The following is a 22,615-nucleotide window of genomic DNA, read 5'->3' on the forward strand; positions in this document are numbered from 1 at the left end:
AATCGTCTATAGTGCTTTCTTACCCAAAAGGCGACTTGGCCGACCGGGAAGGCTGCGATACCATCCGACTCCCCAACGGACTCCTGCCAGGACGACGCGATGAACCGAGTGTTGTACCCAGGTACCTTCGACCCTATTACCAAGGGCCATGGCGATCTGGTCGAACGCGCCTCGCGCCTGTTCGATCATGTGATCATCGCCGTCGCCGCCAGCCCGAAGAAAAACCCGTTGTTTCCCCTGGAACAGCGTGTGGCGCTGGCCCGCGAGGTCACTAAACATCTGCCCAACGTTGAAGTCGTCGGCTTCTCGACGCTGCTGGCACACTTTGCCAAAGAGAAGAACGCCAATGTGTTCCTGCGTGGTTTGCGTGCGGTGTCGGACTTCGAATACGAGTTCCAGCTGGCCAACATGAACCGTCAGCTGGCGCCGGATGTGGAAAGTCTGTTTCTTACCCCGTCCGAGCGTTATTCGTACATTTCCTCGACGCTGGTGCGTGAAATTGCAGCCTTGGGCGGCGATATCACCAAGTTTGTCCACCCTGTGGTGGCGGACGCCCTGACCGAACGCTTTAAAAAGTAGGGGCTGCGCAGGCTGCGATCTTTTCCCTTGATCGCGCCCGCGTGCACTGCGGGCGCCAATGCGGCACAATTGTGCGCATTGGTTTATTGCGCCCGGGCCTTCCGCCCTGGCTGGAGTTAGCATGTCCCTGATCATTACCGACGATTGCATCAACTGCGACGTCTGCGAACCCGAGTGTCCGAACGCCGCCATCTCCCAGGGCGAAGAGATCTACGTGATCGACCCGAACCTGTGCACCCAGTGCGTCGGCCACTACGACGAACCTCAGTGCCAGCAAGTGTGCCCGGTGGATTGCATTCCGCTGGACGAGGCGCACCCGGAGACTGAAGAACAGCTAATGGAGAAGTACCTGAAGATTACCGGTAAGGCTTGAGTATTCCGCTGCCTGTCCGGACGCCTTCACGAGCAGGCTCGCTCCCACATTGGAATTCCTGCGCCCACACCATTTGATTAACAACACATATCCACTGTGGGAGCGAGTTTGCTCGCGAAAGGGCCATCAGCCACACCGAAGATGTAACTGAATTCACTCCCGTTGCTCAAACCCTTCCCCGACACACCCCAGACACCGTACGAACGCCGCTTTCGCCGGGTCGACCACCAACGCCTGCCCTGCATCGCCAACGCCGCCGCCCAACGCGGTAAACGGCAACGACACCACAAACACCCCGGCGCCGATCACTGTTGCCGCAACCAACAAAGGTCGGGCAATCAGCAAATCGCCGATCATGGCGTACGCCGGCGGGTTCTGGATGGTGTAGCGCGGGTCGCCGCTGCCGGTGTTTGCCGCCAGCACTGGCGCGCCGACACTCAGCAGCAACACGACGACAAGGGTTCGAAACAGGTTCATGACACGGTCCTTCGGCTAGGCAGTGAGCACTGACTATAGACCGTATGAGGTATCAACTCTGACAGCGCGGGCAAAAGACGCTGGCGCGCTGCCCGAGCTTCACTTCCCGTAGCTCCGTGCCACAGACCTTGCAGTGCGCACCGCCACGGCCGTACACGAACAGCTCCTGCTGGAAATAACCCGGCTGACCGTCACCGCCGATAAAGTCCCGTAGCGTGGTGCCGCCGCGTTCGATAGCGGCCGCCAGGATGCGTTTGATCTCGATTGCCAGTTTCAGATAACGCGCCCGAGAGATGCTCTTGGCTTCACGACGCGGGTCGATACCGGCGGCGAATAACGCTTCGGTGGCGTAGATATTGCCCACGCCGACCACCACCGCGTTGTCCATGATGAACGGTTTGACCGCCATGGATCGCCCGCGGGACTGCTGGAACAAGCGCTCACCGTCGAACAGGTCGGTCAACGGCTCCGGCCCCAGGCGAATCAACAATTCGTGGTTGAGCGGGTCGAGGCTCCAGAGCATCGCGCCAAACCGTCGCGGGTCGGTATAACGCAAGGCCAGGCCGGATTCCAGTTCGATGTCCACATGCTCATGCTTGGCCACCGGTGTGCCGACCTCCACCAGACGCAGATTCCCCGACATCCCCAAATGGCTGATCAGCGTGCCAACTTCGGCATTGATCAGCAGGTACTTCGCGCGTCGCTCCACCAGCACGATGCGTTGGCCAGACAGCCGCACATCCAGGTCTTCGGGAATTGGCCAGCGCAAGCGGCGCTCACGCACGATCACCCGGCTGACGCGCTGGCCTTCCAGGTGCGGCGCAATTCCGCGGCGGGTGGTTTCGACTTCAGGCAGTTCCGGCATGGTGCTCTCGAATCAGGCTGTGCAACGTTCAGCGGTGAGCGCCAAGGTCGCGAATCGTTTGTTTGAGGGTCTCGAAGTCGTAGTCTGAGAGGCCGACATAATCGAGAACCAAAGGCCCGATGCTGTTCCACTCATGATCCTCGGTCTGGTTGCCCAGCACCCGGTAGGACGCACAAATGTGCTCGGCCATCTTCAGGATCGCCAGCAGGTTTTTCAGCTGACTGTTGCGCGACGACTCATCGCTGAAGATCGCCAACGCATTGTGGTGATTGGCGATGGCGGCGGTCACATGCTCCGGCAGGCGCCAGGATTTGGCGGTGTAATAACCCACCACCGCGTGGTTGGTATTGAACACCCGATTCTCGGTATCCACCACCCGGCATTCGGCGCTGGCACTGGAGTAGGCCTCTTCCAGAACGGTCATGTAGTTGGGGAAGCGCTGGAGCATCAGCGGCACGCCGCAGTCATGGAACAGACCCAGGGCGTACGCTTCATCGCCGGCCTGGGCGCCGATGCGCTTGGCCAGGGTCAGGCAGGTCATCGCCACATCCTGAGCGGTATCCCAGAAACGATTCAAGGTGACGATGGTGTCGTCGTTCATCTCGCCCTTGATCGACTGCGCGTTGATCAGGTTGATGATCGAGCGGCTGCCCAGCAGATTCACCGCGCGCTGAATCGAGGCGATCTTGTTGCTCAAGCCGTAATACGGCGAGTTGACGATTTTCAACAAGGCGCCAGAGAGGCCCGGGTCCTGGGAGATCAGCTTCGCGATCACCTCCAGATCCGGATCGGGCATGTACTGTTCCATCTGCAAATCCACCATGATTTGCGGCTGGGCCGGCACGCTGATGCCTTGCAGGGACTGTTGAATCTGTTCGGAAGTCAGCTCTGGGGACATAAGTACACACTCTGGGTCAGGCGGCGATTCTAACCCTTATAAAGTTGGATCCGACACACCGGCCGGCACATCAGCGAAAGTTTCATTGTTGGCGCTGCATTCAAAATCGCCTTCGCGAGCAGGCTCGCACAGGTCATGCGCTAACCCCGTGGGAGCGAGCCGGCTCCGGGCGGCGTTCCGACGAAAGCGTCATCAGCGTTTCATCGCCCGCCCAGCCCGCCGCAACACTCAACACGCTATACTCCCGCTCTTTTTTCCGGAGCGACGTCATGTCCCTGCCTAGCCTGCGCCTCAAAGCCAACGCCGACCGTCGCCTGCGAAACGGCCACTTGTGGGTCTATAGCAACGAAATCGATGTAGCCGCTACTCCTTTGCACGGCTTCAAGGCCGGCGACCAGGCGATCCTCGAAGCGGCCAGCGGCAAGCCGCTGGGCATCGTTGCCATGAGCCCGAACAACCTGATCTGCGCCCGCCTCTTGTCGCGCGACATCAAGTTGCCGCTGGACAAGTCGCTGCTGGTACATCGCCTGAACGTCGCGCTGTCCCTGCGTGATCGCCTGTTCGACAAGCCGTTCTATCGCCTGGTCTACGGCGATTCCGACCTGCTGCCAGGTCTGGTAGTCGACCGTTTCGGCGACATCCTGGTGGTACAGATCGCTTCGGCAACCATGGAAGCCCATAAAGAAGACGTGATCGCAGCGCTGACCCAAGTGCTCAAGCCTAGCGGCATTCTGTTCAAGAACGACTCCGCTGCCCGTGACGCCGAAGGCCTCAATCGCTACGTCGAAACCGTGTTCGGCCTGGTGCCGGAGTGGGTTGCGCTGGAAGAGAACGGCGTGAAATTCGAAGCGCCTGTCATCCAGGGACAGAAAACCGGCTGGTTCTACGACCACCGCATGAACCGCGCACGCCTGGCACCTTATGCCAAAGGCAAGCGCGTTCTCGACCTGTACAGCTACATCGGCGGCTGGGGCGTGCAAGCGGCCGCGTTCGGCGCCAGTGAAGTGTTCTGCGTCGACGCTTCGGCCTTCGCCCTCGACGGCGTCGAGCGTAACGCCGCACTGAACGGTTTCGCCGACAAAATGACCTGCATTGAAGGCGACGTGTTCGAAGCCTTGAAAGAACTGAAAGCCAGCGAAGAGCGCTTCGATGTGATCGTTGCCGACCCTCCGGCATTCATCAAACGCAAGAAAGACATGAAAAACGGTGAAGGCGCCTACCGTCGCCTGAACGAGCAAGCCATGCGCCTGCTCAGCAAGGATGGCATCCTGGTCAGCGCTTCGTGCTCGATGCACTTGCCCGAAGACGATCTGCAGAACATCCTGCTGACCAGCGCCCGCCACCTGGACCGCAATATCCAGATGCTGGAGCGCGGCGGTCAGGGCCCGGATCACCCGGTTCACCCGGCCATCGCCGAAACCCGCTACATCAAGAGCATCACCTGCCGTCTGCTGCCAAACAGCTGATTTCGCCGGTTTGACGGGGGGCCAATCGGCTCCCCGTTCTATTTTCTGTTATTGAACTCTCCAACTTCCTACTCCCGCAGTCTTACTGACTTGCAGGACGTTTCGCGCTGTCTTTTATTTTAGCGGACAGAACTTACAATATTCATTCAACCCCAAGATCGATCCGACAAAATTACTGGAACATTCCTACCAAATCTCCCCTTGATAAGAACTCATTACAAACTATGATTAAGTTGTCACAAAGGAGTGACACTCACTATCAATTACAAGGAGTTCAAAACATGAAAGCAATTACTCTGGAAGCAAACAAAATCGCCAACCTGTCTTTTCTGGTTGCTCCAAAAGCCCGTTAAATGAATGAAACGCTGGGGAGTGCCGGCTACCCAGCGTTTTCTATGGCAAAGACCAGAGTGAGTCGCCGATCATGCAGATAAACCCTTATATATTCTTACTTCCTCGTCCGCCCGGGCAAATAGTCTGGGATTACAAAAACCACAAACAGTTTGAATTGAATCTTGAATATTCAACCCGTCTCGCACACCTTATCGACAACCCTGAAAAGTTTGATAACAACAATGTAATAGACACACAATTTCTGAACGCTGGAATACTCACAACTTCAATACAAGACACCCTTGAATGGGGCTGGGATGAACTGTCGAAAATATTTCATATCGGCACCAAGAACATCCCTTGTGAATATGTCCCCCAAGATATTAATGAATGGTCGAGACACTATCTGGACCATTGCGCAGAAGTACTGGCCACCCCTGCCCCGGAGGCCAGACGCACAGAGCACCCGACAAGCGAACGGATAGCCCTGCCTCAACCTTCCTGTCTGCCACAAAACGCACTTGCAAAGACGTTGATCGACCGAAAGACCTGTCGCTCCTTCACGGGTGAAGGGGTTTCTCTCGAGGATGTGAGCACCCTTCTGTATTTGTCCCTTGGCTATCTGCGTGAGCGCGACAACGACATCGACGAAACCATCGCTGAAGGTCTCGGCGCCCGGCGAAGCAGCCCATCCGGTGGCGGGTTGAATGCCTGCGAAGGTTTTCTTCATGTTCAAAACGTCTGCGGCCTGAATCCCGGGCTCTATGCCTACCACCCCGACGAACATGCGTTGAGCTTCGTCAATCCGGTACCTGACTTGCCCTTGGGCCAATTGTTGTGTGGCCAGCATTTCATCAACAACCTGCCAGTCGGCCTGTTCATCACCGCTCGCTTCGACAAACTGTGGTGGAAATATGAACACTCGCGGGCCTACCGAATGGCCTACGTGGAAGCAGGTCATATTTCCCAGACCTTTCAACTGGTGGCCACCGCACTTGGGTTAAGCACCTGGCTGACCGGTGCGTTGGCGGACGATCAGGTCGAAACGTTGCTGGGGATCGAGGACAGCGCCGAACAGCCGTTGTTTTTTGTGGGCTGCGGCCAGAGTGACGGGCAAGTGATGTGCAAGGAATTGAAAGCACTGCTGAACAGCCGAGGCTCACAACAATGACCGAGCCCCGCCCAAACGACCAGTCACTGCCCGACGCCTGGGCACAGCGTTTCACCCTCGGCGACTGGAACACCCGAGCATCGGTACGCACCAGCGAGCACACCTATCTATTGCCACCTGATCTGGAACGGCAACTGGAAACACGACACTGGTTCCCACCGGCCTTCCTGCCCTACCTGACTCACCCCGCCATCGAAGCAGCCGGCAGCGCGATCACCCATCGATTATCGGCCAACCATCTGGTGTATTTCCTCGACTACACCACCCGGCTCGAACATCGGATCGTCAACCGCTCCGTGGAAACCATCGTCCACGATGAACTCGGTGCGTCCATCCCCCGACGAATGAAAACGGCCGCCCTCCAGCTTTATACCGATGAGGGTTATCACGCCCTGTTCTCCAATAGTCTCGCCGAGCAGATAGCCGACCTCTACGGCATGACCCAACGCCCAGTGATGCCGCACCGCATTACCCGATTGAATGCCGTGATGGACGACGCGCCTGACAGGCATAAGGCACTGGCCTGGTTTCTCGTTGGCTTCGTGTCCGAGACCATCATCGCCAGGGAACTGCTCGAGGTTTGCCGCAACGTGCTGGTCTCCAGCGTCCAGGAAATGCTCAAGGACCACCTCACCGACGAGGCCCGACACAGTCGCTACTTTTGCGAAGTGTTCCATTATCTGTGGCTGACCCTGAACAGTAACCAACGCACGTTCGCCGCGAAACTGCTCGTGGACATCATCCTGGTTTTCTTTGAGGTCGATGAGCGATGGCTGAAGGAAAGCCTGAACAGCGTGGGCCTGCGCGAGAACTCCGTCGCGCAAATCCTCTGTGCCCTGACAGGCCCGCAAGCCTGCCTTCAGCGCGCCCGGTCGGGTGCAGGCGCGACGCTACAGGCGATGAAAAAGGCAGGTTTTTTCGACCTGCCTTTTAACCAGCAGCTCTTCACACAGGCAGGGCTTGTCGATGTATAAAGGAAAATCCGCAGTCAGTGTCAAACACCGCTGGGCTACGGTCATTTTGTTGATGACCATGACGCTGCTCGGCGTCTTCCCCCTCGATGTGGTGCTCCCGTCCTTTCCCAATCTTGCTGATTACTTTCAGACCTCACCGTCCGAGATTGCCCTGTCCGTCAGCGTGTTCGCCATGGGTCTGGCATTGTCCGTGGTGCTGGTCGGACCGTTATCAGACTTGTGGGGGCGCAAGAAGCTGCTGCTGGCAGGTATCGCAATCGCGGTGGTCGGTGCGACGGGTTGCCTGGCTTCTAGCGAATACGGCTGGTTTCTGTTCTTCCGCGTGATCCAGGCGGTTGGTTGTGGATCATTCGTGCTGTCACAGGCACTGGTTCAGGACTTGTTCGTAGGCAAGGAACAGGAACTGATCAGAATCTGGATGGTGACGGGCGGCGGGGTGTTCATATCGATTTCGCCCCTGCTGGGGGCCTGGTTGCAATCGCAGCTAGACTGGCAGGGCAGCTTTTATGTGTTTATAACGCTGGCCGTCATTGTCTGGCTTAAAGCCTGCTTTCTGCTCAAGGAAAACCCGCACCGTCATCCGGCGTCGCACGGACGATTTTTCAGTGCCTATTGGCGGGTATGTTCGGATATACGCTTCATGGGTTACTGGCTAATTTCAGCGTTGGCCTTTGCCTGCCATTTTTCGTTCATCGTCATTTCACCGATTATTTTCATGGAACGTCTGGCGTTTTCGTCGTACGAATTTGCCTGGGCGTTATTGCTGTATGGCGTGGCCTATGTGCTCGGCGGGATTGTCGCCAGCGCCCTGCATCGGCACCTGCAAGCCAACACGCAGATAGCTATCGGTCTGGGTCTGATCGCGTTGTCAGGGTTGATCATGCTGTGGTTGGCGAATCAGTTCGGCCTCTCTGCGACCGCGATTCTGGCACCCATGCTGATGTGTACAGCAGGCACCACCATTGCCAGACCTATCGCCAATTCCAAAGCCATGAGTCTCTACCCACAGAACGCCGGAACGTCTACCTCGGTCGGCGGCGTGCTGATTTTCATGTTCGGTGGCGTGATCAGCGTGGTGATCAATCTCGCGAACGACGACCTGACCACAGCGCTTGCCTTGTGTTTCCTGGCCTTGAGTGCCGCGGGTCTAGGCTTGAATGAACTGATCACACGGCGGCAACTGGCGCTGAAGGTGGGCTGATACCTGCCGATCGTCACCCCGTACGTTGTGTCAGTACCGGATCAACACTTCCCGGCATTCCCTCCTGACGCCAGCCGTGTAGAATCGCGACATTCATCGCCAGTCATCCCCCGGCGGGTTTATGAGCTCAAGCTGAAGCGCGCGGCGATCCCGCAAAGTTATCGGCAACTTCCGGACACGCGGCCATTTCTGAGTGTTCCAGACGTCAATAGAAGCTCACTTCCCTTTTGATACCTGATTAGCCGCCCGGAGTGCTTCATGCCTGATTACCGCTCGAAAACATCCACCCACGGCCGCAACATGGCCGGCGCCCGCGCGCTGTGGCGCGCTACGGGGATGAAAGATGACGACTTCAAAAAGCCGATCATCGCCATTGCCAACTCCTTCACCCAGTTCGTACCGGGCCACGTCCACCTCAAGGACCTGGGCCAACTGGTCGCCCGCGAAATCGAACGCGCCGGCGGTGTAGCCAAAGAATTCAACACCATTGCCGTGGATGACGGCATCGCCATGGGCCACGACGGCATGCTGTATTCGCTGCCGAGCCGCGAGATCATCGCCGACTCCGTCGAATACATGGTCAACGCCCACTGCGCCGACGCCATCGTTTGCATCTCCAACTGCGACAAGATCACCCCAGGCATGCTGATGGCCGCCCTGCGCCTGAACATTCCGGTGATCTTCGTCTCCGGTGGCCCGATGGAAGCCGGCAAGACCAAACTGGCCAGCCACGGTCTCGACCTCGTCGACGCCATGGTGATCGCCGCCGACTCCAGCGCTTCTGACGAGAAAGTCGCTGAGTACGAGCGCAGCGCCTGCCCGACGTGCGGTTCGTGCTCCGGTATGTTCACCGCCAACTCGATGAACTGCCTGGTCGAAGCCCTCGGTCTGGCATTGCCGGGCAACGGTTCGACTCTGGCCACCCACAGCGACCGCGAGCAGCTATTCCTGCAGGCTGGTCGCACCATCGTCGAGCTGTGCAAGCGTTACTACGGCGAGAACGACGAGTCGGTATTGCCGCGTAACATCGCCAACTTCAAGGCGTTCGAAAACGCCATGACGCTGGACATCGCCATGGGCGGTTCCACCAACACCATCCTGCACTTGCTGGCCGCGGCCCAGGAAGCCGAGATCGATTTCGACCTGCGCGACATCGACCGTCTCTCCCGTCACGTGCCGCAACTGTGCAAAGTTGCGCCGAACATCCAGAAGTACCACATGGAAGACGTGCACCGCGCCGGCGGGATCTTCAGCATCCTCGGCTCGCTGTCCCGTGGCGGTCTGCTGCACACCGACCTGCCGACCGTGCACAGCAAAACCCTGGCCGAAGGCATCGCCAAGTGGGACATCACCCAGACCAACGACGAAGCGGTGCATCACTTCTTCAAGGCCGGCCCTGCGGGCATTCCGACGCAAACCGCGTTCAGCCAGTCGACCCGTTGGGAAACCCTGGACGACGACCGTGAAAACGGCTGCATCCGCAGTGTTGAACACGCTTATTCGAAAGAAGGCGGCCTGGCCGTTCTGTACGGCAACATCGCACTGGACGGCTGCGTGGTGAAAACCGCCGGCGTCGATGAGTCGATCCACGTCTTCGAAGGCAACGCGAAGATCTTCGAAAGCCAGGACAGCGCCGTACGCGGCATCCTCGCTGACGAAGTAAAGGCCGGCGACATCGTGATCATTCGTTACGAAGGCCCGAAAGGCGGCCCGGGCATGCAGGAAATGCTGTACCCGACGTCATACCTGAAATCCAAAGGCCTGGGCAAAGCGTGCGCCCTGCTCACCGATGGCCGTTTCTCCGGCGGCACCTCGGGCCTGTCCATCGGCCACGCTTCGCCAGAAGCGGCGGCGGGCGGCGCGATTGGTCTGGTGCAGGATGGCGACAAAGTGCTGATCGACATTCCGAACCGCTCGATCAACCTGTTGATCAGCGACGAAGAAATGGCCGGTCGTCGTGCCGAGCAGGACCAGAAAGGCTGGAAGCCTGTGGAAAAACGTCCACGCAAGGTGACCACCGCGCTGAAAGCCTACGCCCTGCTGGCGACCAGCGCCGACAAGGGTGCTGTGCGTAACAAGGCAATGCTCGACGGTCTGTAAACGTCGATCACCGCTATAAGAATGCCCCGCCAAGTGCGTAATGCTGTTCACTTAAGCATTTGAGTCCTAGCTGGGCTTATCCGAAAATCCGATGCCAGACCTCTGGCATCGGATTTTTTATGTCTGTTCAACAGGACCTGCTCGACCTCGGCGACCTTTTCAACTTCTGCGACCTGAGCACCTTTACCCAAAACATCCCCATTGAGTGGGTAGCCTCTGCGCTGGATCTTTCCAGTCAGGCCACCATTCGCCGACGTCGCTTGCCTGCTGACCAGGTGCTTTGGCTGGTGCTCGGCATGGCGCTGTTTCGTGACGAACCCGTTCACGAGGTGGCCAGACGCTTGAACATTTGCGCCCAAGGCCTGGCCTCCGACCACCTGTTGGCCCGTAGCGGTGTAACCGAAGCTCGAAAGCGGCTCGGCGCCGATCCTGTTGAGTGGTTGTTCCGCAAGACGGGTACCCAATGGGGTGCAGAGCGCTATAGCGGTGACGCCTGGCACGATCTGCAGGTGTTCGCGGTAGACGGTGCGCTCTTGCGCACTGCGGATACGCCCGAGCTTCGGGATCACTTCGGCTCGGGAAATACTTCGACCGACCGCCAGACACCGTTTCCCATGATGCGTCTTGTGGCGTTGATGAATGTACGCTCGCACTTGATTCTGGATGCGCAATTGAGTCCCTACCGGCGCAGTGAAATGCGCTTGGCCGATGAGTTCCTGCAACAGATCCCCAACCACTCGGTGACGCTGTTCGATAAAGGGTTCTGGGGGGCTGAAATGCTGTCGAGCCTGAGCAAAGCCGGGATCAACCGTCATTGGTTGATCCCGGCCAAAAAAGGCATGGTCTGTGAGGAAGTGGCCCGTTACGGCCAGCACGACCGTTTGGTGCGCATGAAAGTCTCGCCGCAGGCTAGAAAGCGCATTCCGACTCTTCCAACGCACTGGGAAGCCCGCGAAGTCAGCTATGAAATTCAAGGCAAGCTAAAAACCGTCATGACGTCGTTGCCGGCCGATACCTACAACACCAAGGCGGTTGCCAGGCTTTATCAGGAGCGCTGGGAAATTGAATTGGGCTTCAGGGACATCAAGAGCTCGATGCAACAGAACGCAGTGACCTTGCGCAGCAAAAAAGTCGATCTGGTCTATCAGGAGGTATGGGGACTCTTGCTGGCTTACAACGTAATTCGTCGGGAAGCCAGTCAGGCGGCGGTGGCGTTTGGTCGAGCGCCATCGGACATCCGTTTCAAACCGGCCTGCCAGTACATCGCAGTCCAACTGATCGTCATGGCAGCGGCTAACCCGGTTTCAGCGACCGGGAGACGATTGGCAGAGTTGAGGGCAGGTATCGGAGGATTGTTTCTGGACCACCGCCCCAGGCCTTCGAGGCCAAGGACGGTGAAGATCTCAAAGACCCGGTTTCCAGTGGACCGTAAGGCTGCTCCGCTTAAGTGAACAGCATTACGCCAAGTGCGGGGCTTTTTTATGGGCCGATGATGAGATCTCGCTTTACGGCCCCACCAGCCGGGCTTGCAGATAATCATAAAGTTCGCCGGCGCTTTTTTTATAACCGTCACCATTCAGGTGAATCAGATCATTTTGAGCCAAATGCGCTGCCTGCCAGCGCTCAATTGAACAGGCGCCGCCCATGTAAGCTTGCCAGTCCCAGAACAAGGCTGCGGCCTTCAGTGCTGCTTGCCTTTGAATTTGAATGATCTGAGCCAGTTTTGCCGGTTGGCGCCCGGCGCATGAGTCGGCGGACCGTTGTTTTATCGAGTCTGCTGGCCCGACCAGCAAGATCACGATATCAGGCAAGGTGCGTCGCAACAGGACAAGCTTCTCGCTCAGGTCAGCCTCATAAAGTGTCAGATCCAGATCGTCGTCAAATGCTTCATTACCCCCATACGCGAGTACCAGCAAGTCAGGGCGCAAGGCTTGCAGGGTGCTTTGCCAGCCGTCTTGCCACCTATCGAGAATCTTCAACATCGCACCATTAACACCCAATGCAGAGTACGTCACTCCAATCTCTGTCAAAGACTCGATGTTCCAGCCTCCCAGTTCTACGGTCTGATTCGAGGCTATCACCAGATCCACCGGCAGGCTTACGGGTTGGATAGCCGGGCTGAAACGCCACTGTCCAGATGTTGGCAACAGCTCGACACTGGCAGATTCCCCTCCAGCACTGGCGGTCAGGCGGCTATTGAAGAGCGCACGGTACAGCGCCGATATTCGATATATGCCGTCATTCGATGCTCGTGATTCGATATGCACCCCTGCGCCCGGGCTCATGGGCAGCGACAGATAGCCCCCCAATGGAAACTCGCCGCTGTACTGATTGCGACTGGAAACCAGACGCCATTGCCCATCTACCGTCGACAGAACAACCTGATCGTAACGAGTGCCTGGTACAGGCATCGCCGCGATGAAGCCAATGCCGCCGGCGCCGTATTGTTTCTGGAACAGTCGGCGCATTTCGCCTGTGAACAAATCGGCAGCCGTGTGAGAGTCGCCCAGTTGCACAATACTGACCGACGTGCTGCGCGAGGCTTTTAATTTGCCCACCAGCTTACTCAAGTTCAGGGTCGAGGCCCCTTGAGGCACGTCTGGTGAAATGACTTGATCATTTCGCGGCATCAACTCAGCCGCCGCACTCGTGCAAAGCCAGCCGTATCCGCTCAGCGTGGCGATCATCCACGCCATAAAGACCCGATGTAATCGTCGCATGCCCCCGTTCCTTCGGTCGTTGCCCGAGCCAACTGCCCAGCGCCGTATCACCCAATGATTAACCAATGAATATAGGCAGCAGACAGCCACTGCGCGTCGTTATTCCGAACAAAAAAAAGCCCCGCATTTGCGGGGCCGGTCGCGCCCACACACTGTGCGGGTGCGATTATCGTGGCATTTACTGAATCTCTTCCGGCTTCACAATCACCCAGTTCTTGTCCGCCGTAACCTCAAGCCCTTCCTTGGCCTGAGCCGCGGCGTGCTTGGCCATCATGCCGTTAATCTGGGTCATGTATTTGTCTTTGCGGTTGACCCACAAATGGATGCCGCCCTTGGCCACGTCGACATCGTGGAACAGCATGTAACCGTCGCTGGTCGGCGTATCGCCGCCCACCAGTACCGGTTTTTTCCACTCATCGATGTAGGTCAGGATCGCCGCGTGCTTGCCGGCCATCCAGGTCGCCGGAGTCCACAGGTAGGGGGTCAATTCAAGGCCGAGGTTAGCCTTCTCGTCATACTTGCCGGCGGTGATCTGCTTGCGCGCCGTAGTCAGCTCGCCGGTCTTGCGGTCCTTGAGCAGCGTGGTCACGCCGATTACGTTCTGCGGTTTGACGTTGTAGCCGTACTTCGGATCGGCGGCGACCATGCGCACCAATTCTTCGGAGGCGGCGGTCATCACGTAGACCTCGATGCCGTTCTCCATCAGCTTGTTGTACAGCTCTTTCTGGCCGGTGAAGATTTTCGGCGGGTTGACGTCGAGGTTCTTGACCACGTCGCCTTCGTAATAAGTCGCCGGCACCGGTTTACCGGAAGCCATCATCTCATCGACGTAGCCTTTGAGTTCCTGGAGGGTGAAGCCGGAGAACACTTGCGCGACCCATGGATAACAAACCATGTCGTCAACTTCGCAGAGGCGATAGTAGTAGCTGAACAAGCTTTCCTTGTGGTCGGCGGTGTCTTTGAACGGCATCAGTTTCAGGGAGGGGTCGAGTTTCTCGCGGGTGATCAGGCCCTTGTTTTCCATGAATGGCAGCAACGACTCTTCGAGGTCGTAGCGGTAACTGGTGTTGTCCATGTCGAACACCGCGTAGTTACCTTTATTGGCGTTGGCGGCAATCATTGCATCCAGCGCCTTGGCCTGATCGGCCGGCCAATGCTTTAAATCCGTGGCGAATACCTGGCTGGCGAGGCCCAAGCAGAGTGCTGCGGCCAGAAATTTCGGTGCGAGCTTCATCGGCATGCTTCCCTTATTAAAAGACCCTGATTCAAAGAGATCGACGCTATCAAATTAATATGACAGCCCTCGTCTGCCCGCGACCGCCTGCGTCCCTATTGCGCCAGCTGCATCTCTGTCAGCGACACTCGCTTATTCCAAAAACGACAGTATCCAGATGTTTTTGATATTAATTCATTAGATATCAAACTGTTAGGCTTGCCGGTTCGCGGCTGCCCCGGAAGGTAGCCGGCACAAGTCTCAATCGGAGTTCCAATGAATCTGCCGCTGATCCTCAATCTGCTGGTGTTCCTCGCCCTGCTCTTTGGCTTGGCGCAAACCCGTCACACCACGTGGAGCCTGGCCAAAAAAGTCCTGCTCGCGTTGGTGCTGGGCGTGGTGTTCGGTGTGGCTCTGCACACCGTTTACGGTGCCGGCAACCCGGTACTGAAAGCCTCGATCGGCTGGTTCGATCTGGTGGGCAACGGTTACGTGCAGTTGCTGCAAATGATCGTGATCCCGCTGGTGTTCGCCTCGATCCTCAGCGCCGTGGCCCGTCTGCACAACGCCTCGTCGCTGGGCAAGATCAGCTTCCTGACCATCGGCACGCTGTTGTTCACCACCGCCATCGCGGCGCTGATCGGCATCGGCCTGACCAACCTCTTCGGCCTGACCGCCGAAGGCCTGGTGGCCGGCACTCAGGAAATGGCCCGTCTGCAAACCATCCAGACCGACTACGCAGGCAAGGTCGCTGACCTGAATGTGCCGCAGCTGTTGCTGTCGTTCATTCCGCAAAACCCCTTCGCCGACCTCGCTCGCGCGAAGCCGACCTCGATCATCAGCGTGGTGATTTTTGCTGCGTTCCTTGGGGTCGCGGCCCTGCAACTGCTGAAAGATGACGTCGAGAAAGGTCAGAAAGTGATCAACGCCATCGACACCCTGCAAGCCTGGGTGATGCGTCTGGTGCGTCTGGTGATGAAGCTGACCCCGTACGGCGTATTGGCGTTGATGACCAAAGTGGTCGCGGGCTCCAACCTGCAAGACATCATCAAGCTCGGCAGTTTCGTGGTGGTTTCCTACATCGGGCTGGGCCTGATGTTTGTGGTCCATGGCTTGCTGGTGTCGGCCGCCGGGATCAACCCGCTGCGCTTCTTCCGCAAGATCTGGCCGGTGCTGACATTTGCCTTCACCAGCCGCTCCAGCGCCGCGACCATTCCACTGAGCATCGAAGCCCAGACCAGCCGTTTGGGTATTCCACAATCCATCGCCAGTTTCGCCGCGTCGTTCGGCGCGACCATAGGCCAGAATGGCTGTGCCGGTCTGTACCCGGCGATGTTGGCGGTGATGGTCGCGCCAACCATGGGCATCAACCCGCTGGACCCGCTGTGGATCGCGACGCTGGTGGCGATTGTGACACTGAGTTCGGCGGGTGTGGCCGGCGTGGGCGGTGGTGCGACGTTTGCCGCGTTGATCGTGCTGCCAGCGATGGGCTTGCCGGTGTCACTGGTGGCGTTGCTGATTTCGGTTGAGCCGCTGATCGACATGGGCCGTACGGCGTTGAACGTCAGCGGTTCGATTACGGCGGGTGCGATCACCAGCCAGATCATGCAGCAGACGGATAAAGAGCTGCTGGATGCGGATGAGCATGGTGAGTTGGCTCACGCGTAAGTAGCGTCAGTTAGACCGCTTTCGCGAGCAGGCTCGCTCCCACAGGGTTCGGCGGTGTTCACACAATGTGAGCCTCACCTCAAAACCACTGTGGGAGCGAGCCTGCTCGCGAAGCTTCTAGGCCTTTTCCCACACCTCAAAGTTGTAAGCCGGCTTATCACCTTCGGCCGGATTCTCGGTGTTCGACACCAACGTCCACTCCTTCAAATCAAACTCCGGAAACCACGCATCCCCTTCCGGGCTCAGCGCCACGCGGGTCAAATACAACCGATCAGCCTGCGCCAACCCTTGCGCATACAACTGCGCCCCGCCAATCAGCATCACCTCATCGACGCCCTGCGCGTTCGCCCATTCCTGCGCCCGAACCACCGCCGCTTCAAGCGACGGATAAACCTCCGCGCCTTCGAGTTGCAGATCCGCCTGACGGCTGACCACGATGTTCAACCGGCCCGGCAACGGACGACCGAGGGAATCCCAAGTCTTGCGACCCATGATGATCGGCTTGCCGAGGGTAGTGGCCTTGAAGTATTTGAAGTCCCCCGGCAAGTGCCAGGGCATGCTGTTGTCGACGCCGATCACACGGTTTTCACCGAGGGCTGCAATCAGGCTGAGAGGGAGTGATTTAGTCATGCCGGCGAGGATACCAGAGCCTCCCGTACCCCGATAAGCGCCACAGCGGTTATGCTCACCGTTCAATTGAGCGACGGGATGCCGCGTGACTGAACTGACTCCACTGCAAAACCTCTGGCTGACCGAGACGGTGCGCCTGCGTGAAGAACACGCCGGTCCCCTGGATGATCTGGAAGCCAACCGACTGGCCCGCAGCGCGGGTGGCGATCTGCCGACACGTATTCAGCGCCGCGCCCTGTGGCTGGCCGAGCGCGATGGGCTGGTCAGTGCCCTCAAACATTGGCTGCAAGGAGCTCGGCTGGCTCTGTTGGTGCTGGCTGTTCTCGCCGTCGCCAGTGGCGCCGGCCTTGCGTTTACCGCACTGGGCGACGGACAAACCCCGGTGAATGTGTTTTGGGCCCTAGGCAGTTTGCTTGGGCTGAACCTGATTTTGCTGCTGAGCTGGGCGTTGGGCCTGATCTTCGCTGGCGAACACGGCGCCACCCTCGGCCGCTTGTGGTTATGGCTCAGCGAAAAACTCGCTCGCGATGCCAAAGCCGCGCAAATGGCCCCGGCCCTGCTGCTATTGCTGCAACGACAGAAACTCAATCGCTGGGCAGTCGGCGTACTGGTCAACGGCTTGTGGTTGCTGGCGATGCTCAGCGCGCTGGTGATGCTGTTGATGCTGATGGCGACCCGGCGTTACGGCTTCGTCTGGGAAACCACGCTCCTCGGCGGCGACACCTTCGTCGCCATGACTCAGGCCCTTGGCGCCCTGCCGGCCCTGCTGGGTTTCAACGTTCCGACCGTGGAAATGATCCGCGCCAGCGGCGATGCCGCATTGAACATCGAAAGCGCCCGTCAGGCCTGGGCAACATGGCTGGTCGGTGTGCTAGTGGTCTACGGTGTTATGCCACGAGCGTTGCTGGCGCTGTTCTGCCTGTGGCGCTGGAAAACCGGGCAAGCGGCATTGCGTCTGGATTTGAACCTGCCCGGTTACGCCCAACTGCGTGAACGGCTGATGCCCACCAGTGAACGCCTTGGCATCAGCGACGCGGCGCCAAAGCAACTGCACCGTATCGAAAACGGTGTCAGCGATCTGCCAAGCAATGGCGCACTGTTGGTGGCCATCGAGCTGGACGATCAACGCCCCTGGCCGCCGCCACTGCCGAAAACCGTGAGCAACGCCGGCATCCTCGACAGTCGCGAATCGCGGCACAAACTCCTCGAACAACTGAGCCGCTTCCCCCCGGCCCGCCTGGCCATCGCCTGTGATCCGCGACGTTCGCCGGACCGCGGCAGTCTGGCACTGATCGCCGAACTGTCTCGTAGCGCCAGCGCCACCCGCGTCTGGTTGCTGCAAGCGCCGCCGGGCGAAGCGCTGGATGCCGAAAGGCTGGGCGACTGGCACGTGGCGCTGCAACAGCTGGACCTGCCGTTCGCCGATTGCGCGCCGCTGAACTGGCTGGAGACCGGCCATGACTAATCCATGGAAAGCGCCCTTGAAGCTCGCGGTAGTCGGCCACACCAACGTCGGCAAAACCTCATTGCTGCGCACCCTGACCCGCGATGTCGGTTTCGGTGAAGTGTCTCATCGCCCCAGCACCACACGACACGTCGAAGGCGCGCGATTGTCGGTGGACGGCGAGCCGTTGCTCGATCTCTTCGACACGCCGGGCCTGGAAGACGCCATCGCCCTGCTCGACTACCTCGAACGTCTGGAACGCCCCGGCGAACGCCTCGATGGCCCGGCACGACTGGCGCGATTCCTTGAAGGCAGCGAAGCCCGGCAGCGTTTCGAACAGGAAGCCAAGGTGCTGCGGCAACTGCTGACCTGCGACGCCGGCCTCTACGTGATCGACGCCCGGGAACCGGTGCTGGCCAAGTACCGTGACGAACTGGAAGTGTTGGCCAGCTGCGGAAAACCGCTGCTGCCGGTGCTGAATTTCGTCAGCAGCGCCAACCACCGCGAGCCGGATTGGCGCGAGGCGTTGGCACGTCTGGGGTTGCACGCCTTGGTGCGTTTCGACAGCGTCGCACCGCCGGAGGACGGCGAACGTCGACTGTATGAAAGCCTCGCGCTGCTGCTGGAAAACGCCCGCCCGCAACTGGAACGCCTGATCGCCGATCAGCAAGCCCAACGCCAGGCCCGACAACAGAGTGCGGCGCGGCTGATTGCCGAATTATTGATCGACTGTGCCGCCTGCCGACGCAGCGTGGTCAGCGAAGCCGAGCAAGAACAGCAGGCCATCAACGAACTGCGCAAAGCGGTTCGACAGCGGGAACAACGCTGCGTCGAAGCCCTGCTCAAGCTCTACGCCTTCCGTCCACAGGACGCGGCGGCCAGTGATCTGCCACTGCTCGATGGCCGCTGGGGTGACGACCTGTTCAACCCGGAAACCCTGAAACAGCTCGGCGTGCGGGTCGGTGGCGGTATCGCGGCCGGCGCGGCAGCCGGGGCCGGGGTCGACTTGTTGGTGGGCGGGCTGACCCTTGGCGCAGCGGCACTCGCCGGCGCAATTGCCGGCGGCGCCCTGCAAACCGCCCGCAGTTACGGCAGCCGCTTGCTGGGCAAGATCAAAGGCCAGCGAGAGCTGACCGTCGATGACAGCGTGCTGAGGCTATTGGCGTTGCGTCAGCGGCAACTGCTGCAAGCGCTCAATGCGCGTGGGCATGCGGCGATGGACAGCATTCAAGTGGCCACGCCCCAGGACAAATCCTGGCGCGAAGGCAAACTGCCCGAGGCACTGAACAAGGCGCGGGCGCATCCGCAGTGGTCGTCGCTTAATCCACATCCGAAGTTGAATCAGGCGGAAAGGCAGGAGCAGGTTGAGGGGTTGGCTGAGAAAGTGATTGTGCTTTAGAACCACCCCTCACCCCAACCCTCTCCCGGAGGGAGAGGGGGCTGACCGAGGTGACTTGCGCTATCCGTCGACCTGAAACACCGAGGCGAGCTCAGGCTTGAAAAGTGCGATGCAATATCGAGTGAGATGACATTTTCGAAACCTACAGAGATCTGCTCCCTTTCCCCCTCTCCCCCGTGGGGAGAGGGCTGGGGTGAGGGGTCGATATCACGCCGGACAAATCACCCCCGGTTCACGCCAGACAACAGCACTCCCGCTTTAAGCTTCAAAACCTGAAGATCAATCACCGGCACGCCCATGTCCTTGGCCTGCTCATCCCACTGGCGCATCCGCAAACTCACCGCACACAACGGGTCCTGCTCGAAGGCTGCAGCCTCGGCTGCGGTCATCACCCCACCCTGATACTCCAGCGTCCGACGACTGGCTTCGCTCAACCTCTCGTAATACCCAGGCTCTTTGAGCGTCAGATAACGCTTAGCCTGAACGTGGTATTCCACAAGCCGCGCCATGCGCTCGCTGAAACCTGCGCGGCGTAAATAATCCGCGCCCAACCGCTCGTGACTGACCACGCCGAAGCCGCCCATGTTCTCGGCACTCTCAACGCAGATATGGCCGATGTCGTGGAAGAACGCCGCCAGCACCACTTCGTCATCGAAACCCTCGGCCATGGCCAGTTCGGCCGCCTGTGACATGTGCTCGATCTGCGACACCGGCTCGCCGATGTAATCGCTGTCGCCAAAGCGTTCGTACAGTGCGAACACCTCGGCAATCACTTGCGCATTGCGGTCCATCAACGCTCTCCCAACAGAGTTGCGACGTTACGTTCGGCCATCGCCGGCCCGACGCTCATGCCGACACCGGTGTGCATCAGTGCCACGCTCACTCCCGGCATCGGATGCAGGAACGAGAACGGCCCCGATCCACGAGAACCATAGACACCCTGCCAGCGTTCCACGACTTGCACCTTGCAACCCAGGGTGTGTTCCGCGAGCTCAATCATCCAGTTGTCCACCTGCTCGGCGTTGAATGGCGATGGGTCGCCGCCGTAATGGTGGGAGTCGCCGATGATCAACTCACCGTGAGGTGTCGGGCTGATCAGCAGGTGAATGCCGTTTTCATGCAGATGCGGTTCCTCTCGCAGGATTTGCGCTTGCACCGCCGCCGCCTCCGGCAGATCGGCGAAGGCGCCGTAGTGCACACAGCTCAAACCGGTGAGCAACGCGTGTTGCAAATTGAGGTTGATTTGCGGTCGAGCGCGAAGCATTTGCAGGCGGCAGATTTGCGGGTTGAGTTCGGCGATCGGCTCGGCCAGCAGCGTCTGATAATCGTGACCGGAACAGACGATGATCTGTTCGGCGCTGAAGCATCCGGCGGTGCTGTGCAAACGCCCCGGCTCGATGTCACGCACCAGGGTGGAGAAGTGAAACGCGACGCCGAGTTCGCGGTGCAGGTAGTCGATCAGCGCTGGAATGGCTTCACGGGAATACAGTTGCTGATCGTCCATCCCGTGCAACGCGGCGCGGTGATGGTTGAACTGGCCGCCATACAAATCACGCAACGCCGCGCCGCGCAGCAGGTCGACACGGTAACCGTGTTCCACGGCGCGACCGGCGCAGAAGGCTTCCAGCAGGTGTTCTTCCGCTTCGCTGCGGGCGAACAGGTACGAGCCGTTGCGCTTGAGTTCCAAGCCGGCCAGTTGCGCCCATTGGCCCCAGATCTCGCGGCTGGCTTTGGCCAGCTCGAGCATCGGGCCCGGCGGTTGGCCGGTAACCAGGGCCTGACCGAAGTTGCGTACCGATGCGCCTAAGGGCGTTTCGCTGCGCTCGAAAACAGTGACTTTCAAACCGCGCTTGGCGGCGGCGTAGGCGTGGGACAGGCCGAGGATGCCCGCGCCGACGATCAGCATGTCGTTGTGTTGTGTCATTGAGTTTTTGCTCTGAATTCGAGACCGCTATCGCGAGCAGGCTCGCTCCCACACTTGATCGGGGATAACCCCAAATCTCCATCCACTGGAGATCTACTGTGGGAGCGAGCCTGCTCGCGATGGGGCCCTGTCAGCCTACGAAGAAGTTACTTGGCAACCACTTTCTCGGACTTGCCGTCATAGCGCTTGCGCCACTCGGTCAGGATTTCATCGCGATTCTTCGACGCCCAGGCGAAGTCGTTCTTGATCAAACGCTGCTCATAATCCGCCGGCAATTCGGTCTGCGGCTTGGCGATACCCGGTTGCGCGAGGACGGCGAAGTTCTCTTTATAAAGCTCCATCGCTGCCGGGCTGGCGGAGAAGTCAGCCAGTTTTTTCGCCGCCTCTTCATGCGGTGTGCCCTTGATCACAGCGGTGGCTTCGATCTCCCAGCCCAGGCCTTCTTTTGGCAAGATGATGTCCAGCGGCGCGCCTTGGCGCTTCAACTGAACGGCTGGGTATTCAAAGGAAATACCGATCGGAAATTCACCCGCCGCCGCCAGTTTGCAAGGCTTGGAACCGGAGTGAACGTACTGGCCGATGTTCTGGTGCAGGTCGTCCATGTACTGCCAGCCCTGCTTCTCGCCGAAAGTTTGCAGCCAGGCGCTGACGTCGAGGAAACCGGTGCCGGACGAAGCCGGGTTCGGCATCACGATCTTGCCTTTGTACTCAGGCTTGGTCAGGTCCTGCCAGCTCACCGGTTTGGTCAGGCCCTGCTTTTCAGCTTCGACGGTGTTGAAGCAAATGGTCGCGGCCCAGACGTCCATGCCGACCCAGGCTGGCGGGTTGGCGGCGTCGCGGTAGTTGCCGCCGATCTTGCCCAGGTCCTTCGGCGCGTAGCTTTGCAGCATGCCTTGCTGATCGAGAATCGCCAGGCTCGAGGCCGCCAGGCCCCAGACTGCATCAGCCTGCGGGCGGGCTTTTTCGGCCAGCAGTTTGGCGGTGATGATGCCGGTGGAGTCGCGCACCCACTTGATCTCGACATCCGGGTTGGACTTTTCGAAGGCTTCTTTATAGGTCTTCAATTGTTCGGCTTCGAGGGCGGTGTACACCGTCAACTCTGTTTTCGCAGCGTAAGCGTTCAGGCTGAAAGCGGTGAGGGCAGCAGCGGCGAGGGCCATAGGCTTGAACATGGTCTTTT

Annotated in this window: 20 protein-coding genes; 11 read left to right on the forward strand and 9 right to left on the reverse strand. The window is 59.1% G+C overall.

The genetic code is table 11. The features are described 5' to 3' along the window. The first annotated feature begins 99 nt into the window (after positions 1-99). Positions 100-579 (forward strand): pantetheine-phosphate adenylyltransferase, encoded by a 480-nt coding sequence (gene coaD / locus ACYZTW_RS31525; protein WP_462003117.1) that lies wholly within the window; start codon positions 100-102, stop codon positions 577-579. A gap of 121 nt (positions 580-700) precedes the next feature. After that, positions 701-952 carry a YfhL family 4Fe-4S dicluster ferredoxin gene (locus ACYZTW_RS31530; RefSeq protein WP_056738918.1) on the forward strand — a complete coding sequence of 84 codons (252 nt, stop codon included), beginning with the start codon at positions 701-703 and terminating at the stop codon, positions 950-952. A 153-nt stretch (positions 953-1,105) separates the two neighbouring features. On the opposite strand, the gene ACYZTW_RS31535 is transcribed toward ACYZTW_RS31530, so the two are convergent. Genes ACYZTW_RS31535 through ACYZTW_RS31545 form a run of 3 tightly spaced genes read right to left on the reverse strand, consistent with a single transcriptional unit; the run spans position 1,106 to position 3,138 of the window. After that, on the reverse strand, positions 1,106-1,429 hold the full coding sequence (locus ACYZTW_RS31535) for a multidrug transporter (RefSeq protein WP_462003118.1): 324 nt from the start codon (positions 1,427-1,429) through the stop codon (positions 1,106-1,108). A gap of 52 nt (positions 1,430-1,481) precedes the next feature. After that, positions 1,482-2,294: a bifunctional DNA-formamidopyrimidine glycosylase/DNA-(apurinic or apyrimidinic site) lyase gene (gene mutM / locus ACYZTW_RS31540; RefSeq protein ID WP_462003119.1), complete on the reverse strand. Its 813-nt coding sequence runs from the start codon at positions 2,292-2,294 to the stop codon at positions 1,482-1,484. 28 nt (positions 2,295-2,322) lie between these two features. Continuing rightward, on the reverse strand, positions 2,323-3,138 hold the full coding sequence (locus ACYZTW_RS31545) for an HDOD domain-containing protein (protein ID WP_462005870.1): 816 nt from the start codon (positions 3,136-3,138) through the stop codon (positions 2,323-2,325). Positions 3,139-3,461: 323 nt separating this feature from the next. On the opposite strand from ACYZTW_RS31545, the gene ACYZTW_RS31550 reads away from it, so the two are divergent. The 6 genes from ACYZTW_RS31550 (at position 3,462) to ACYZTW_RS31575 (ending at position 11,888) form a co-directional block, all read left to right on the forward strand. Beyond that, entirely contained in the window at positions 3,462-4,658 is a 1,197-nt protein-coding gene (locus tag ACYZTW_RS31550; protein ID WP_462003120.1) for a class I SAM-dependent rRNA methyltransferase, read from the forward strand. Between the two features lie 424 nt (positions 4,659-5,082). Further along, the gene (locus tag ACYZTW_RS31555; RefSeq protein WP_462003121.1) at positions 5,083-6,162 is read left to right on the forward strand and encodes a SagB family peptide dehydrogenase; all 1,080 of its coding nucleotides are present in this window, start codon (positions 5,083-5,085) and stop codon (positions 6,160-6,162) included. Then, entirely contained in the window at positions 6,159-7,136 is a 978-nt protein-coding gene (locus ACYZTW_RS31560) for a diiron oxygenase (protein ID WP_462003123.1), read from the forward strand. The genes ACYZTW_RS31555 and ACYZTW_RS31560 overlap by 4 nt, the downstream gene beginning before the upstream one ends. Beyond that, on the forward strand, positions 7,129-8,337 hold the full coding sequence (locus ACYZTW_RS31565) for an MFS transporter (RefSeq protein WP_462003124.1): 1,209 nt from the start codon (positions 7,129-7,131) through the stop codon (positions 8,335-8,337). Before ACYZTW_RS31560 ends, ACYZTW_RS31565 begins: the two co-directional genes overlap by 8 nt. A 258-nt stretch (positions 8,338-8,595) precedes the next feature. Next, positions 8,596-10,437, forward strand: coding sequence for a dihydroxy-acid dehydratase (ilvD, locus tag ACYZTW_RS31570; protein WP_149416336.1), 1,842 nt, complete (start codon positions 8,596-8,598; stop codon positions 10,435-10,437). Between the two features lie 119 nt (positions 10,438-10,556). After that, the gene (locus ACYZTW_RS31575; RefSeq protein ID WP_462000820.1) at positions 10,557-11,888 is read left to right on the forward strand and encodes an IS4 family transposase; all 1,332 of its coding nucleotides are present in this window, start codon (positions 10,557-10,559) and stop codon (positions 11,886-11,888) included. 54 nt (positions 11,889-11,942) lie between these two features. On the opposite strand, the gene ACYZTW_RS31580 is transcribed toward ACYZTW_RS31575, so the two are convergent. Both ACYZTW_RS31580 and ACYZTW_RS31585 read right to left on the reverse strand, forming a co-directional pair. After that, positions 11,943-13,157, reverse strand: coding sequence for an SGNH/GDSL hydrolase family protein (locus ACYZTW_RS31580; protein WP_462003125.1), 1,215 nt, complete (start codon positions 13,155-13,157; stop codon positions 11,943-11,945). A gap of 178 nt (positions 13,158-13,335) precedes the next feature. After that, complete coding sequence (locus ACYZTW_RS31585; RefSeq protein WP_462003126.1) at positions 13,336-14,391, reverse strand: HAD family hydrolase; 1,056 nt, start codon at positions 14,389-14,391, stop codon at positions 13,336-13,338. Positions 14,392-14,646: 255 nt separating this feature from the next. Between ACYZTW_RS31585 and ACYZTW_RS31590 the strand changes: the two genes are divergently transcribed. After that, a complete protein-coding gene (locus ACYZTW_RS31590; RefSeq protein WP_462003127.1) occupies positions 14,647-16,038 on the forward strand; it encodes an L-cystine transporter in 1,392 nt (463 codons plus the stop codon). 117 nt (positions 16,039-16,155) lie between these two features. Here ACYZTW_RS31590 and ACYZTW_RS31595 read toward each other — a convergent pair whose 3' ends face one another. After that, a complete protein-coding gene (locus tag ACYZTW_RS31595) occupies positions 16,156-16,668 on the reverse strand; it encodes a dihydrofolate reductase (protein ID WP_462003128.1) in 513 nt (170 codons plus the stop codon). An 85-nt stretch (positions 16,669-16,753) separates the two neighbouring features. Between ACYZTW_RS31595 and ACYZTW_RS31600 the strand changes: the two genes are divergently transcribed. Further along, positions 16,754-18,133, forward strand: a complete 1,380-nt coding sequence (locus ACYZTW_RS31600) for a DUF2868 domain-containing protein (RefSeq protein ID WP_462003129.1) — start codon at positions 16,754-16,756, stop codon at positions 18,131-18,133. Further along, complete coding sequence (locus tag ACYZTW_RS31605) at positions 18,126-19,511, forward strand: GTPase/DUF3482 domain-containing protein (RefSeq protein WP_462003130.1); 1,386 nt, start codon at positions 18,126-18,128, stop codon at positions 19,509-19,511. Before ACYZTW_RS31600 ends, ACYZTW_RS31605 begins: the two co-directional genes overlap by 8 nt. A 221-nt stretch (positions 19,512-19,732) precedes the next feature. On the opposite strand, the gene ACYZTW_RS31610 is transcribed toward ACYZTW_RS31605, so the two are convergent. The 3 genes from ACYZTW_RS31610 to ACYZTW_RS31620 form a co-directional block, all read right to left on the reverse strand. Continuing rightward, complete coding sequence (locus tag ACYZTW_RS31610; protein ID WP_462003131.1) at positions 19,733-20,302, reverse strand: phosphonate degradation HD-domain oxygenase; 570 nt, start codon at positions 20,300-20,302, stop codon at positions 19,733-19,735. Beyond that, positions 20,302-21,435: a TIGR03364 family FAD-dependent oxidoreductase gene (locus ACYZTW_RS31615; RefSeq protein ID WP_462003132.1), complete on the reverse strand. Its 1,134-nt coding sequence runs from the start codon at positions 21,433-21,435 to the stop codon at positions 20,302-20,304. The genes ACYZTW_RS31610 and ACYZTW_RS31615 overlap by 1 nt, the downstream gene beginning before the upstream one ends. Positions 21,436-21,581: 146 nt before the next feature. Next, positions 21,582-22,607 (reverse strand): putative 2-aminoethylphosphonate ABC transporter substrate-binding protein, encoded by a 1,026-nt coding sequence (locus ACYZTW_RS31620; RefSeq protein WP_462003133.1) that lies wholly within the window; start codon positions 22,605-22,607, stop codon positions 21,582-21,584. Positions 22,608-22,615: the final 8 nt, after the last annotated feature.

Source organism: Pseudomonas sp. LB3P25 (assembly GCF_054897985.1).

Coding starts and splice junctions, on each gene's coding strand:
- ACYZTW_RS31565 (WP_462003124.1), top strand. CDS start 7,129: ATGTATAAAGGAAAATCCGCAGTCAGTGTCAAACACCGCTGGGCTACG.
- ACYZTW_RS31575 (WP_462000820.1), top strand. CDS start 10,557: ATGTCTGTTCAACAGGACCTGCTCGACCTCGGCGACCTTTTCAACTTC.
- ACYZTW_RS31615 (WP_462003132.1), bottom strand. CDS start 21,435: ATGACACAACACAACGACATGCTGATCGTCGGCGCGGGCATCCTCGGC.
- ACYZTW_RS31605 (WP_462003130.1), top strand. CDS start 18,126: ATGACTAATCCATGGAAAGCGCCCTTGAAGCTCGCGGTAGTCGGCCAC.
- ACYZTW_RS31530 (WP_056738918.1), top strand. CDS start 701: ATGTCCCTGATCATTACCGACGATTGCATCAACTGCGACGTCTGCGAA.
- ilvD (WP_149416336.1), top strand. CDS start 8,596: ATGCCTGATTACCGCTCGAAAACATCCACCCACGGCCGCAACATGGCC.
- coaD (WP_462003117.1), top strand. CDS start 100: ATGAACCGAGTGTTGTACCCAGGTACCTTCGACCCTATTACCAAGGGC.
- ACYZTW_RS31560 (WP_462003123.1), top strand. CDS start 6,159: ATGACCGAGCCCCGCCCAAACGACCAGTCACTGCCCGACGCCTGGGCA.
- ACYZTW_RS31535 (WP_462003118.1), bottom strand. CDS start 1,429: ATGAACCTGTTTCGAACCCTTGTCGTCGTGTTGCTGCTGAGTGTCGGC.
- ACYZTW_RS31595 (WP_462003128.1), bottom strand. CDS start 16,668: ATGACTAAATCACTCCCTCTCAGCCTGATTGCAGCCCTCGGTGAAAAC.
- ACYZTW_RS31555 (WP_462003121.1), top strand. CDS start 5,083: ATGCAGATAAACCCTTATATATTCTTACTTCCTCGTCCGCCCGGGCAA.
- mutM (WP_462003119.1), bottom strand. CDS start 2,294: ATGCCGGAACTGCCTGAAGTCGAAACCACCCGCCGCGGAATTGCGCCG.
- ACYZTW_RS31550 (WP_462003120.1), top strand. CDS start 3,462: ATGTCCCTGCCTAGCCTGCGCCTCAAAGCCAACGCCGACCGTCGCCTG.
- ACYZTW_RS31585 (WP_462003126.1), bottom strand. CDS start 14,391: ATGAAGCTCGCACCGAAATTTCTGGCCGCAGCACTCTGCTTGGGCCTC.
- ACYZTW_RS31620 (WP_462003133.1), bottom strand. CDS start 22,607: ATGTTCAAGCCTATGGCCCTCGCCGCTGCTGCCCTCACCGCTTTCAGC.
- ACYZTW_RS31580 (WP_462003125.1), bottom strand. CDS start 13,157: ATGCGACGATTACATCGGGTCTTTATGGCGTGGATGATCGCCACGCTG.
- ACYZTW_RS31590 (WP_462003127.1), top strand. CDS start 14,647: ATGAATCTGCCGCTGATCCTCAATCTGCTGGTGTTCCTCGCCCTGCTC.
- ACYZTW_RS31610 (WP_462003131.1), bottom strand. CDS start 20,302: ATGGACCGCAATGCGCAAGTGATTGCCGAGGTGTTCGCACTGTACGAA.